Source organism: Duganella lactea, from assembly GCF_009857505.1.
Lineage (GTDB): Bacteria > Pseudomonadota > Gammaproteobacteria > Burkholderiales > Burkholderiaceae_D > Rugamonas > Rugamonas lactea.
In genome coordinates this window covers 64,617-78,071 of record NZ_WWCP01000004.1, presented here as the reverse complement: position 1 = coordinate 78,071, position 13,455 = coordinate 64,617, and the positions used below count along the sequence as shown (strand labels likewise).

Annotated in this window: 12 protein-coding genes; 3 read left to right on the top strand and 9 right to left on the bottom strand. The window is 65.2% G+C overall.

Annotated features, from left to right (window positions below; all coding sequences use genetic code 11):
- Window positions 1–3: 3 nt before the first annotated feature.
- The 6 genes from dapE to dapC all read right to left on the bottom strand — a co-directional run bounded on the left by dapE (window position 4) and on the right by dapC (window position 7,043).
- Entirely contained in the window at window positions 4–1,137 is a 1,134-nt protein-coding gene (dapE, locus tag GTP44_RS05995; RefSeq protein WP_161018716.1) for a succinyl-diaminopimelate desuccinylase, read from the bottom strand.
- A gap of 1 nt (window position 1,138) precedes the next feature.
- Entirely contained in the window at window positions 1,139–1,492 is a 354-nt protein-coding gene (locus GTP44_RS05990) for an ArsC family reductase (protein ID WP_161018715.1), read from the bottom strand.
- Between the two features lie 15 nt (window positions 1,493–1,507).
- Window positions 1,508–3,745 carry a putative bifunctional diguanylate cyclase/phosphodiesterase gene (locus GTP44_RS05985; RefSeq protein ID WP_161018714.1) on the bottom strand — a complete coding sequence of 746 codons (2,238 nt, stop codon included), beginning with the start codon at window positions 3,743–3,745 and terminating at the stop codon, window positions 1,508–1,510.
- A 21-nt stretch (window positions 3,746–3,766) separates the two neighbouring features.
- Complete coding sequence (locus GTP44_RS05980) at window positions 3,767–4,915, bottom strand: PilT/PilU family type 4a pilus ATPase (RefSeq protein ID WP_161018713.1); 1,149 nt, start codon at window positions 4,913–4,915, stop codon at window positions 3,767–3,769.
- Window positions 4,916–4,989: 74 nt separating this feature from the next.
- Window positions 4,990–5,817, bottom strand: a complete 828-nt coding sequence (gene dapD, locus GTP44_RS05975; protein WP_160991722.1) for a 2,3,4,5-tetrahydropyridine-2,6-dicarboxylate N-succinyltransferase — start codon at window positions 5,815–5,817, stop codon at window positions 4,990–4,992.
- Between the two features lie 17 nt (window positions 5,818–5,834).
- Window positions 5,835–7,043: a succinyldiaminopimelate transaminase gene (dapC, locus tag GTP44_RS05970; RefSeq protein WP_160991723.1), complete on the bottom strand. Its 1,209-nt coding sequence runs from the start codon at window positions 7,041–7,043 to the stop codon at window positions 5,835–5,837.
- A gap of 87 nt (window positions 7,044–7,130) precedes the next feature.
- On the opposite strand from dapC, the gene GTP44_RS05965 reads away from it, so the two are divergent.
- Both GTP44_RS05965 and GTP44_RS05960 read left to right on the top strand, forming a co-directional pair.
- Complete coding sequence (locus GTP44_RS05965) at window positions 7,131–8,942, top strand: DUF4153 domain-containing protein (protein WP_229256798.1); 1,812 nt, start codon at window positions 7,131–7,133, stop codon at window positions 8,940–8,942.
- A gap of 91 nt (window positions 8,943–9,033) precedes the next feature.
- The gene (locus tag GTP44_RS05960; protein WP_160991724.1) at window positions 9,034–10,290 is read left to right on the top strand and encodes a DEAD/DEAH box helicase; all 1,257 of its coding nucleotides are present in this window, start codon (window positions 9,034–9,036) and stop codon (window positions 10,288–10,290) included.
- A gap of 12 nt (window positions 10,291–10,302) precedes the next feature.
- Here GTP44_RS05960 and GTP44_RS05955 read toward each other — a convergent pair whose 3' ends face one another.
- Entirely contained in the window at window positions 10,303–11,256 is a 954-nt protein-coding gene (locus GTP44_RS05955) for a GlxA family transcriptional regulator (protein ID WP_161018712.1), read from the bottom strand.
- A 97-nt stretch (window positions 11,257–11,353) separates the two neighbouring features.
- Here GTP44_RS05955 and GTP44_RS05950 point away from each other — a divergent pair, with 97 nt between their 5' ends.
- Entirely contained in the window at window positions 11,354–11,965 is a 612-nt protein-coding gene (locus GTP44_RS05950; RefSeq protein ID WP_161018711.1) for an isochorismatase family protein, read from the top strand.
- Here the strand turns inward: GTP44_RS05950 and GTP44_RS05945 are convergent.
- Both GTP44_RS05945 and GTP44_RS05940 read right to left on the bottom strand, forming a co-directional pair.
- The gene (locus GTP44_RS05945) at window positions 11,962–12,306 is read right to left on the bottom strand and encodes a translation initiation factor Sui1 (protein ID WP_161018710.1); all 345 of its coding nucleotides are present in this window, start codon (window positions 12,304–12,306) and stop codon (window positions 11,962–11,964) included. The genes GTP44_RS05950 and GTP44_RS05945 overlap by 4 nt on opposite strands.
- Window positions 12,307–12,311: 5 nt before the next feature.
- Entirely contained in the window at window positions 12,312–13,274 is a 963-nt protein-coding gene (locus GTP44_RS05940) for a nucleoside hydrolase (protein ID WP_161018709.1), read from the bottom strand.
- Between the last annotated feature and the right edge of the window lie 181 nt (window positions 13,275–13,455).

Below are 13,455 nucleotides of genomic sequence, written 5' to 3'. Positions count from 1 at the left end.
GGTTTAAGTCAGCAGGTTTTCCAGCGTGCGGCGATAGATGTTCTTCAGCGGATCGACGAAACGCAGTTCGATATGCTCGTCAATCTTGTGAATGCTGGCGTTTGGGGGGCCGAATTCTATCACTTGAGGGCAGATCTGCGCGATAAAGCGGCCGTCCGAGGTGCCGCCGGTGGTCGACAGCTCGGTATCGACGCCGGTTTCCGACTTGATCGCCGCCGACAACGCGTCGCTCAACACGCCACGCGGCGTCAGGAACGGCAGCCCGCTCAGCGCCCATTTGATGTCGTAGTGCAGTTGGTGCTTGTCCAGGATGGCGTGCACGCGGCGCTTCAGCTCCTCGTGCGTGCTGGCGGTGCAGAAGCGGAAGTTAAAGTCGATCACCATCTCGCCGGGGATGACGTTGTTGGCCCCGGTGCCGGCGTGGATGTTGGACATCTGCCAGGAGGTCGGCAGGTAGTATTCGTTGCCCTGGTCCCAGACTTCGGCCGCCAGTTCGGCCAGCGCCGGCGCGCCCAGGTGGATCGGGTTCTTCGCCAGCTGCGGATAGGCGATGTGGCCTTGCACGCCCTTGATTGTCAGCTTGCCGGACAGCGAGCCGCGGCGGCCGTTCTTGATAATGTCGCCCAGCGTTTCGTCCGAGGTCGGCTCGCCGACGATGCAGTAGTCCAGCGTTTCGCCGCGCTCTTTGAGCAGGTTGCAGACGATGACCGTGCCGTCGGTGGCCGGGCCTTCCTCGTCGCTGGTGATCAGGAAGGCGATCGAGCCTTTGTGATCCTCATGCTTGGCGATGAATTCCTCGCAGGCGACCACGAAGGCGGCGATCGAGGTTTTCATGTCGGCCGCGCCGCGGCCATACAGCTTGCCGTCGCGGTGGGTCGGCGTGAAGGGCTGCGAGCGCCATTGCTCGACCGGGCCGGTCGGCACCACGTCGGTATGGCCGGCAAACACCAGCACCGGCGCGGTGCTGCCGCGGCGTGCCCACAGATTGGTCACGCCGTTCGATTCGATGGTCTCGCACTGAAAGCCGAGAGGGGTCAGAAGATCAATCAGGTGCTGCTGGCAGCCCTTGTCGTCCGGGGTGACGGAGGACAGGGAGATCAGTTTTTCGGTCAGCGCCAGGGTCTTGGAAGGAGTCATGTCAGCCATTGAAGATTTGTTGGTACTGCGCGTCGGAGAAGCCGACGGCGAAGGCGCCGTGCTGGTCCAGCACCGGGCGTTTGATCACGGACGGGTTTTCCAGCATCAGCGCGATGGCCGCTTCGTCGTCGACGATGGACGCCTTGCGCTCATCGGACAGCGCGCGCCAGGTGGTGCCTTTGCGGTTCACCAGCACATCGCGCGACAGCTGCTTTAACCAGCCGGCGACGATTTCGCGGCTCAGGCCCTGTTTTTTGAAATCGTGGAACACAAACTCCTGCCGCCGGTCGGCCAGCCAGGTGCGCGCTTTTTTGACGGTATCGCAGTTCGGGATGCCGTAGAGGGTAATGGTCATGATAAGTCGGGGAAGTTAAGCCCCGTAGGATACCATGGCCGGCACGGCGTCCGCAGCCACCGGCCGGGAAATCACATAGCCTTGCAGGCAGTGGCAGCCCATCTCCGCCAGCGCCTCGGCCTGCGCCGCCGTCTCCACCCCTTCGGCCACCAGCTCCATGCCCAGGCTGAGGCCCATGCGGACGATGGTTGTCACCAGATTGGTGCTGCGCGGGCAGTGTTCGATGTCGGTGATGAAGGAGCGGTCGATCTTCAGCGTGTCGATGCGGAACTGCGTCAGGTAGCTCAGCGACGAATAGCCGGTGCCGAAATCGTCCAGCGAGATGCGCACACCGATCTGGCTAAGGTGGGCCAGCACCTCGCGGGTATGCTGGCCCTCGTCGATCAGCACCCGTTCGGTCAACTCCAGCTCCAGCCGCTGCGGCGCGATGCCGTGGCTGTCGAGCAGTTGCCGCACCTGGGCGGCGAATCCGGGCGCAGTCAGCTGCCGTGGCGAGATGTTGACGCTGACCGCCAGCGCGCCGGCCGCCGGCCCCCAGGCGGCCAGTTGGCGGCACGCTTCGCCCAGCACCCAGGCGCCCAGTTCGACCACCAGGCCGCTTTCCTCGGCCACCGGGATGAAGCGGTCCGGCGGCACGCTGCCCAGCGTCGGGCTATGCCAGCGCACCAGCGCCTCGACCTTGCGCAGGCGGCGGTCGGCGGTGGCGACGATCGGCTGGTACAGCAGGTGCAGTTCGCCGGCCTTGAGCGCCTGGCGCAGCGCGGCGTCGATCCGCACCGCGTCCCTGGCCTGAAGGTTCATGGCCGGATCGAACACGCGGAAGGCGCCGCGCCCGGTCTTCTTGACGGTGTACATCGCGGTTGCGGCAAAATCGAGCAGCGTGCCGGCGGCGCGGCCATGTTCCGGCTGGCAGGCGATGCCGATGCTGGCCGACAGCGCGACCGGCTGCTCGTGCTGCGCCAGGTTGGCGTGCATGGCGCGCGGCAGGCGCGCGGCCAGCAGCTCGGCCTGCGGCAGCACGCTGCCCGGCACGCGCTGGTGCAGCACCAGCGCGAACTTGTTGCCGCCCAGGCGCGCCAGCAGATCGCCCTGCGACAGCTGCTGCCGCAGGCCCTCGCTGACCTGCAGCAGCAACTGGTCGCCGACGGCGCGGCCGAAGCAGTCGTTGATGCGCTGGAATTGGTCGAGGTCGACCACCAGCACCGCATACGGGGCCTCGCAGTGCTCCAGTTGCTGCAGCAGGCCGCTGCGATTGAAGGTGCCCGTCAACTGGTCGTAGTGCGCGGCGCGGTACAACTGCTGGTCTTTTTGCTGACGCTCGCTGACGTCGATCAATTGCAGCATGCAGCAAGGCTGTCCGCCTTCCTCATACGCCGACAGCATGACGTCCAGCGGCACCGTGACGCCGTCCTGCCGGTGCAGCTGGATGTTGCGGGTGAGTGGCACACAGGCGCCGGCGCCGCGCAGGTCGCGCAGATAGTCGGCGACCAGGTCGCGCAGCGAGCCGCTCAGGTGATCGCCAATCTGGCCGCCGACCAGTGCGACCGCCGACTCGCAGTCCAGCAGCCGGGCGGCGACCCGATTGGCTTCGCGCACCACGCCATGGTGGTCCACCAGCAGCAGACCGCTGGTCATGCTGTCGAGGGTGTGCGCGTGACGGCGCTGGATTTTCTCCTGGACCGCCGCCACCACCCACAGCATCGTCAGCGTCTTGATCAGCACCGAATAGGCGAACCAGAATTGCAGATCGAGATTCAGGTCGTACATCGCGTTCAGCAGATTGAAGCCGCCGCGCGCCAGCAGGATCAGGCCCAGTGGCAGATAGTAGCTGCGCCGGACGCTGAGCCGCACGCCGGCCCACAGCATGGTCAGGCCGAGTAGCGCGGCGGTGCTGTCCCGCAGCGACCCGGGGTAGGCCAGCCAGCCGGCGTACAGCGCAGCCCAGCCGGCGAGGCCCGCCAGCAGCGCTGGCCGCAACACCTTGCGCTGCAGCGTGCCGCGAAAATATTCGGCCCCGGCCCAGATGCCGCCGACCGCCACGGTCAGCGTGGCGGAGGTCAGCAAAGGCCGCAACCAGTTGTCCGGCCCGAGGTAGGCCGCGACCGTGCCGAGCGACAGCGCCAGCTGGCTGGCTGCCCAGAACAGCGCCTGCCATTCGTTGCGCTGGCGCAGCCAGACCAGTAACAGCACCACGCACAGGCTCAGGTCTGCGACCAGCGAGAACAGGATGTAGGATTGGATCGAGGCATTCATCGTGGCGGCGGCGAGCGGCGTCTAGACGTCCAGCTTGAACTCGGTGAAGCGCACCTCGCCCGCCGGCGGCGCGACCGGCGCGGCCGGCGGTGCGGTGGCGCGCTGGCTGTCCGGTCCATTATTCAACAGCCACAGTAGATTGCTGGCGGAATCGGCGTTGGCCAGCGCCTCGTCCTGGGCCACCTGACCGTCCTGCACCAGCTTGAGCAAGGCCTGCTCGAACGATTGCGAGCCGGGCGACAGGCTTTTCTCGATCGCCTCCTTGATCTGGCCAATCTCGCCTTTTTCAATCAGGTCGGCGATCAGGCGCGTGTTGACCATCACTTCCACCGCCGCCGCGCGCGTGCCGCCATGCGCCGAGCGTACCAGCCGCTGCGACACGATCGCCCTGATGGTGCTCGACAGATCCTGCAGCAGGGCGGGGCGGTTTTCTATCGGATAGAAACTGATGATGCGGTTTAAGGCGTTGTAGCTGTTATTGGCGTGCAGCGTCGCCAGCACCAGGTGGCCCGACTGCGCGTAGGCCAGCGCCGCCGCCATGGTCTCCTTGTCGCGGATCTCGCCGATCAGGATGCAGTCCGGCGCCTGGCGCATGGCGTTGCGCAGCGCGGTGGCGAAGTCGCTGGTATCGCTGCCGATCTCGCGCTGGTTGACGATGGATTGCTTGTTCTGGAACAGGTACTCGATTGGGTCTTCGAGCGTGAGAATGTGCCCCGGACGCAGTGCGTTGCGGTGATCCAGCATGGAGGCGATGGTGGTCGATTTGCCCGAGCCGGTGGAGCCCACCAGCAGCATCAGGCCGCGCTTTTCCATGATCAGTTCCGACAGCACTGGCGGCAGCCGCAACTCGGCCAGCGGCGGAATCACCGCCGGCACGAAGCGGAACACGGCGGAAATCGTGCCGCGCTGCTTGAAAGCCGACAGGCGGAAGCGTCCCAGCGCGGGTACCGACACGCCCATGTTCAATTCATTGGTGCCGGCCAGTTCGTCCATCTGCTCCGGCGTGGCGATTTGCGCCAGCAGGGCATGGATGTTTTCCGACTCCAGCTTTTGCTGGTTGACCGGGATGAGGTTGCCGTTAATCTTGATGTGAACCGGGGAGTTCACGGCGAAGAACATGTCCGACGCGTTCTTGTCCTTCATCAGTTGGAACAGGCGGTCCATGGCCATGCAGTTCTCCTCAAAAGCAGGCACTCCGTCATCCGGCGCAAGCCGGAGTGACGGAGCGGCTGCTTGCGATGGTGTTAAACGCCGCGCAGCAGTTCGTTGATGCTGGTTTTCGAGCGGGTCTGCGCGTCCACGCGCTTGACGATCACCGCGCAGTACAGCGAGTACTTGCCGTCGTCCGATGGCAGCGAACCCGATACCACCACCGAACCCGATGGCACGCGGCCATAGCTCACTTCACCGGTGGCGCGGTCGTAGATCTTGGTCGACTGGCCGATGTACACGCCCATCGAGATCACCGAGTTCTCTTCGACGATCACGCCTTCGACGATTTCCGAACGGGCGCCGATGAAGCAGTTGTCTTCGATGATGGTCGGATTGGCCTGCATCGGTTCCAGCACGCCGCCGATGCCGACGCCGCCCGACAGATGGACGTTCTTGCCGATCTGCGCGCACGAGCCGACCGTGGCCCAGGTGTCGACCATCGCGCCTTCATCGACGTAGGCGCCGATGTTGACGTAGGAAGGCATCAGTACCACGTTCTTGGCGATGAAGGAGCCGCGGCGCGCCACGGCGGGCGGCACCACGCGGAAGCCGCCCTTGGCGAAATCGTCGGCGGTGTAGTTGGCGAACTTGGTCGGTACCTTGTCGTAGAACTGCATGGTGCCGTCCGATGGCAGGACCACGTTGTTCTCCAGTCGGAACGACAGCAGCACGGCTTTCTTGACCCACTGGTTGACGACCCAGGCGCCGGTGGCCTTGTCGGCAACGCGGATGGTGCCCGCGTCCAGGCCGGCCAGCACGTGGTTGACGGCGTCGCGCAGTTCGGCCGAACCGTTGGCCGGGTTGATGTTCGCACGGTCTTCCCAGGCGGTTTCGATGATGTTCTGGAGTTGTTGGCTCATGATGGACTCGATATTTATTAAAGGGACTTGCAGAATTGGACGATGCGTTGCGCCGCCTCCAGGCCTTCCGCCGTCGCGGCGACCAGCGCCATGCGGATGCGGTTGCGGCCGGGGTTGACGCCGTGCGCTTCGCGCGCCAGATAGCTGCCCGGCAGTACGGTGACGTTGTATGCAGCGTAAAGGCGCTGGGCGAACTCGGTGTCCGACAGGCCGGTGCGGCTGACGTCCGCCCACAGGTAGAAGCTGGCGTCCGGCAGCTCGACTTCCAGCACTTCCTTCAGCAGGGGCGTGATGGCGTTGAACTTGGCGCGGTATTGTTCGCGGTTTTCTTCGACATGGGTTTCGTCGTTCCACGCCGCGATCGACGCAGCCTGCACGGTGGTGCTCATGGCGCCGCCGTGATAGGTGCGGTACAACAGGAATTTTTTCAGTACCTCGGCGTCGCCGGCCACGAAGCCCGAGCGCATGCCCGGCACGTTGGAGCGCTTGGACAGGCTGCTGAACACCACCAGGCGCGCGTAGGGCTGGTCGATGGTGGCCAGGCCCAGTTGGTGGGCCGCCTCCATGGCGCCCAGCGGCGGCTGGTCGCCGTGGTAGATCTCGGAGTAGCATTCGTCGGCGGCGATGACGAAGTTGTAGCGCTCCGACAGCGCGAACAGGTGTTCCCAGTCGGTCAGCGACAGTACGGCGCCGGTCGGGTTGCCCGGCGAGCAGACGAACAGCAGGGCGACACGCTGCCACACCGCTTCCGGAATGCTGTCATAGTCGCAGCCGAAGTTGCGCGCCGGGTCGGAGTTGACGAAATATGGCTCGGCGCCGGCCAGATAGGCGGCGCCTTCGTAGATCTGGTAAAACGGATTCGGGCTCACCACGATCGATCCGGCGTCCTTGTCGATCACCGCCTGCGCCAGCGCGAACAACGCCTCGCGCGAGCCGTTCACCGGCAGCACCTGGGTGGCGGCGTTCAGCTTGGGCAGGTTGTAGCGGCGTTCCAGCCAGCCGGCGATCGCGTTGCGCAGCTCGGGCGTGCCGATGGTGGTCGGGTACACTGCCAGGCCGCCGAGGTTGTCGATCAGCGACTGCTGAATGAACTTCGGCGTCGGGTGCTTGGGCTCACCCATGCCCAGGCTGATGGCGGTGTACTGCGGATTGGGCGTCACCTGCTCAAACAGCAGACGCAGTTTTTCAAACGGATAGGGGTGCAGCTTGTCGAGAAGTGGGTTCATAGTCCTTGATTATAGCGCCTTGACGCGTGCGCGGACATTCATGCTAAATTATTAAACTATACGGATTCACAATCACAGGTTGAGAGAATGGCGGAAAACGAGATCGTGCTGGAGGCGCAAGTCAGCCGCAAGGTGATGGCGGCGCGGCTGGCCATAGGGCTGGCGCAGGGATTGCTGTTGTATTGGCTATACGCGGCCGCGCGCGACAGCGCCTGGCCGGCCACGTCGGCCTATGTAATGGTGCCGCTGATGATGGTGCTGCTGATATGGCCGGTGTTGCTGGTGTCCAGCCTGGGGCACCTGACGCTGCGCAAGGTCGGCTACTGGCTGGTGGCGGCGCTGCTGGTGCTGCTGGTGTTCGCCCAGCATGACGTGTGGCGCGGGCTGCACGCGGACCTGTTGCTGCCGCGCTGGCGGTATCAATCGGTGTGGTCGCCGTCGGCGCCGCTGCTGCTGTACAGCGCCGCCTTCTTCTTCATCGCCCATGCGATGGTGATGGCCGGGGCGCACGAGGGGCGGCGCATCGCCAGCTACAACGGCTATTTTGAAACCGCCTGGAAGCTGGCTATACAACTGTTGTTTTCCGTGTTCTTCGTCGGCGCACTGTTCCTGGTGTTGTGGTTGGGCGCGGAGCTGTTCATGCTGGTCAAGCTGCGCTTCCTGCGCGAGCTGCTGCAGCAATCCTGGTTCAATGTGCCGGTGATCTGCACCGCCTTCTCGTGTGCGATGCATGTGACGGACGTGCGGCCGGCCATCGTGCGCGGCATCCGCACGTTGTTGCTGGTGCTGCTATCGTGGATTTTGCCGGTGGCGGTGGTGCTGGTGACGGGCTTTATCTGCACGCTGCCGTTCACCGGTCTGACGGCGCTGTGGGAAACGCGTCACGCCACCGCCGTGCTGCTGGTGGCGGCCACCGTGCTGCTGGTGCTGATCAACGCCGCCTTCCAGAACGGCGAGGCGATTGTCGCCTTGCCGCTGCGGGTGGGCGCGCGTACCGCGGCCATCCTGATCCTGCCGGTGATCATGGTCGGCATCTACGCGCTGGGCTTGCGGGTGGTGCAGTACGGCTGGACCGCCGACCGCGTGATGGCCGCCGCCTATCTGCTGGTGACCACCTGCTATGCCGTCGGCTACCTGTGGGCGGCTTATGAGTACGACACATGGTTGCAGCCGCTGACCACCGTGAACATCTACACCGCCTTCCTGGTGCTGGCGGTGCTGCTGGCGCTCTTTACGCCGATCGCCGACCCGGCGCGCATCGGCGTGCAAAGCCAGATGGCGCGGCTGGCCCAGGGCAAGGTGGCCGCCGCCGATTTCGATTTCCATTATCTGCGTTACGAGGGTGGACGTTATGGCCGCGCCGCCCTGCAGGAGCTGACGCGCGCCACCGGTCCGGATGCGGCGGTGCTGCAGGCGGGCGCCAAAGCCATGCTGGCGCAGGACGACAAGGACCGATGGAAGCTGCCGGTGCGCTCGACCGCGCCGGTGTCGGTGGCTGACAACCTGACTGTGTGGCCGGCCGGCGCGCCGGTGCCGACGGGATTCCTGGCGCAGAAATGGGACGATACGCGGGACGATCAAAAGCCGTCCTGCCTGAGCACCAGGGAAGGGAAGTGCGATGCCTTTGTGTTTGATGCGGACGGCGACGGCAAGCCCGAGGTGCTGCTGATAGAAAAAAAGAATGCGTTTGGCGGCCGGTTGTACGCGGAAGATGGCGATGGCAAGTGGAGCGTGGCCGCCACGCTGGATTACCGTGACGCCGCTTGCAAGCCGCTGGTTGAAAAGCTGCGCAAGGGCGAATTCACGCTGGCCGCGCCGCGCTTCAAGGAGCTGGAAATCGATGGTCAACGGGTGCCGCTGAATGCCGAGCGTCCGCCGCGCGAGAACTGCTTTAAATAGCCGCGCCCTTGGTGTGGGCGGCGATGCCTGCGGGGTGGGTGCCGCTGGCATGCTTTATACTGTCGCCCTCACTCAAAGAATTCAGGCCGATATGTCCTTCTCCACCCTGGGCCTCGCTCCCTCCCTGCTCAACGCCATCACCGAAATCGGCTATCAAGAGCCGACTGCGATTCAGCGCGCCGCCATTCCGGCGATCCTGCGCGGCGGCGACGTGCTGGGCGCGGCGCAAACCGGTTCCGGCAAAACCGCCGCCTTCGCGCTGCCGATGCTGCAAACGCTGCTGGCCAAGCGCGGCGGCCCGCGCCGCCTGCATGGCCTGATCCTGGTGCCGACGCGTGAACTGGCGGCGCAGGTGGGCGAGTCGGTGCGCCAGCTGGTGTCGATGCTGCCGACCACCTACAAGGTGCAGGTGGTGTTTGGCGGCGTTTCGATCAACCCGCAGATGCTGGCGCTGCGCGGCGGCACCGACATCCTGGTCGCCACGCCGGGTCGCCTGCTGGACCTGATCGACCACAACGCGGTGCGCATCGAGCAGACCGCGATGCTGGTGCTGGACGAGGCGGACCGCCTGCTGGACCTGGGCTTCAGCGAGGAATTGCATCGCATCCTGGCACTGCTGCCGGCGCAGCGTCAGAACCTGTTCTTCTCGGCGACCTTCCCGCCGGCGGTGCAGAAGCTGGCCGACCGCCTGCTGCGCGAGCCGACCCGCATCGAGGTGTTGTCCGAGGCGTCCTGCGAGCCGGCGATCACACAGCGCGCCATCAGCGTCGATGTGCCGCGCCGGACCATGCTGCTCAAGCATCTGATCGAGCAGCACAAGTGGCGCGGCGTGATGGTGTTTGTCGCCACCAAATACGCTTCCGACCATGTCGCCGATAAACTGCGCCGCAACGGCATCCACGCCGCCTCGTTCCACGGTGAGCTGAGCCAGGGCGCCCGCACCCAGACGCTGACCGATTTCCGCACCGGCTACCTGCAAGTGCTGGTGGCGACCGATGTCGCCGCGCGCGGCATCGACATCGCGCGCCTGCCGGCGGTGGTCAACTATGATTTGCCGCGTTCCGCCGTCGACTACACGCACCGCATCGGACGTACCGGTCGCGCTGGCGAAAGCGGCTTGGCGATCAGTTTCATCACCGCCGACGCCGAGCAGCATTTCCGCCTGATCGAGAAGCGCCAGAACCAGCGCGTGCCGCGCGAAGTCATCGCCGGCTTCGAGCCGACCGAAGTCGCGCAGCCGATGAGTGCCGCCACGGACGTCGTCAACGGCGGCGTCAAGGGCAAGCGCAAGAGCAAGAAGGACAAGCTGCGGGAAGCCGCCGCCGCCGGCGAGGCGGAAGGCGGTTAAGCCGGCGCGCGCTCAGCCCGCGCCGGCGCGGAACTGGCGCCGGTAGTCGGACGGCGACGTGCGCAATGTGGCGCGGAAGTGCTGGCGCAACGACAGCGTCGAGCCGAAGCCGGCTTCCTGCGCCACCAGTTCAATCGACATCTCGCTGCGTTCCAGCAGCCGCTGGGCGTGCGCCACACGCTGGTTCAGCAGCCATTGCTTGAACGAGGTACCGGTGGCGTCGCGGAAGTGACGGGTGAAATTGCGCCGGCTCATGGCCGCCCGCGCCGCCAGCGCGTCGATGTTGTGATGATCGGCCAGCCGCTGATTGACCCACTCCAACACCTGCGTAAAACGGCCGTCGCTGCCGCTGACCGGCACCGGACGCTCGATGAACTGCGCTTGGCCGCCTTGCCGGTGCGGCGCCACCACCAACTGGCGTGCGACGTGATTGGCCGCTTCGGCGCCGCGCAGCTGGCGCAGCAGATGCAGGCAGCAGTCCAGCCCCGCCGCCACGCCGGCGGAGGTCAGCACCTCGTCATCCACGTACAGCACTTCACGATCCACGGCGATGGCCGGATAGCGCTCGGCCAGCGTGTCGGCAAATCCCCAGTGGGTGGTGGCGCGGTGGCCATCGAGCAGGCCGGCCTGCGCCAGCGGGAAGGCGCCCAGGCACAGGCCGACGATGCGCGCGCCGCGCTGGTGGGCGCGGCGCAACGCTTGCAGCAGGGCGGGCGGCGCGTCGCGGCAGTCGTCATGCCAGGTCGGCAGGATGATGATGTCCGCGCGGCTCACCGCCGCCAGTCCGTGCCGCACCGAGATGTCAAAGCCGCCGGTGGTGCGCAGCGGTGACGGGTCCGGGGAGCAGATCTTGAGATCGAACGCCGCGTCACGGAACACCATGCCCGGCACGGACAGATGAAAGGGCGTGATGCCGTCGAAGGCGATCACGGCGATCCGATAACGTTGGGTGGCGGGCGAGTGCATGGCCCGATTGTATCGTATATGTGCCTTCGGGCCGCTGTCGCGGGAGCGCCAGCGCGCGCACAATGTCGCTCATCGCAACCCAAACAGGAGAAGAATCATGCGCCGTGCCCTGATCGTCATTGATGTGCAAAACGAATACTTCAACGGAACTATGAAGATTGCATACCCGCCGCTGGATGTCTCGCTGCCGAATATCATCCGCGCCATGGATGCGGCCCGCGCCGCCGACATCCCGGTGGTGGTGGTGCAGCACGACGCGCCCGAACAGTCGCCGATCTTCGCCAAGGGTTCACCGGCATGGCGGCTGCATGACGAAATCGCCGGACGCCCGTCGAATCACCATATCAACAAGACCTACGCCAGCGTGTTCACCGGCACCGACCTGGAACAATGGATCGCCGACCATCGCATCGACACGCTGACCATCGTCGGCTACATGACGCACAACTGCGACGCGGCGACCATCTACGAGGCGTCGCACAAGGGACTGGCAGTGGAGTTTCTGTCGGACGCCAGCGGCTCGCCATCCTATGAGAACGCGGCCGGCAAGGCGAGCGCGGAAGAGATACATCGGGTTTTCAGCACGGTGTTCCATTCCGGCTTCGCGGCGGTGGGCACTACCGACCAGTGGATCACGGCGATGTGCGCGGGGACGGCGCTGGAGCGCGACAACGTCTATCTGTCGGTCCAGCGCGCGAAGAGAAATTAACCGCCGACGCGTTTCGGCTTGTGACCGAGTTTGGTCAGCTCGGCCATCACGCGTTCGCAGTGGTCGCCCTGGATTTCCAGCACGCCATCCTTGACAGTGCCGCCCGAGCCGCAGGCGCTGCGCAGTTGCTTGCCCAGCGCCGCCAGCGCCTCGGCGTCCAGCGGCAGACCGCGCACCAGTGTCACGGTTTTGCCGCCGCGCCCCTTGGATTCGCGCGCCACGCGCACATTGCCGTCGCCTGCCGGTTTGGCCCTGGCGGCGGCCTTGCAGCCGCAGTCGTTCAACGGCTTGCGGCAGTCGGGGCAGATTCGCCCCGTTTCGGTGGAGTAGACGAGGGCCATGGCGCTTAATCCTTCAGCAGCCGCGGCATCATGATGTCGAAGAAGCGCTTCTGGTCCGAGGCCAGGCACACTTGCGCGTTCGGTTTGCCCGGCCGCTCGCGGGTGTAGCCGTCGTTATCGACGACGATGCGCAGCGGCGTGGTCGGGCAGACCGCCGGATCGATCAACCACGCCACCGGCACCACGTCGAACAGCGAGGGCATATTGCTGGACCAGGGTTGGTAGGCGTTGATCCACTGGTGGTACAGCAGCGCCATGGCGTCGGTCACCGGCGAGCCGTGGCCGAGCAGGGCGTTGCGTTCCACTTCATCGAGGCGGATCTGGGTCGAGTCGACCGGCATCATCACGATCGGCACGCCGGCGGTGAACAGCTGTTGCGCGCCGGCGATGTCAGAGGCGATGTTGTATTCCTTGTCGACCGGACGCGATGGCACGTATTGTGACTTGCGGTAACCGCTGCGTACCGATCCGCCCATCATGACCACCTGTTTCAACTGGCCGAAGGTGGCGGCGTCGCGTCCGATGGCGGCGCCGACGTTGGTCAGCGGGCCGAGGGCCAGCAGCGTGATCTGGCCAGGCTGGCGTTTGATCTGCTCCAGCAGGAAATCGACCGCGTCGATTTTGGCCGGCAGCTTGCCGCGCTGGGCGTAGCGCGCCTGAGTGAACGGCTGCGGGTTGCCGCTGGTGGCGATGCCCTGCGCCACCGGGATCTGGCTGTGGCCTGTTTCGCGCAGCATGCGCTCCAGCAGTTGCGCGCGCAGCGCGGTGTCGCCCCAGGCGGTGGTGATGCCGATGATGTCGATTTCCGGGCTTTGCAGCAGCAGGCCGACGGCGAAGGCGTCGTCGATGTCGTCGCCGATGTCCAGGTCGACGATGACTTTTTGTGGCGCTGCCTGTGCCAGCATGGCGCACGACAGCGCCAGCGCGGTGAACAGCCCGCGCAGCGGGCGGGCGAGGTAGTAAGGCATGGTGTTCCTTGATCAGTGAGGAGGCCGATTCTAACCGACTCGGATACAACACAAAAATAAATTCAATTGCAATATGGAATCTTTTGGCGCGATAATGAAGCTATCTTACTTGTGCCTCTCCTAGCCGTTCCGCCTGCACCATATCGTGTGTTTGTCGTTGAGGGGGAGGTAACGGATCGAT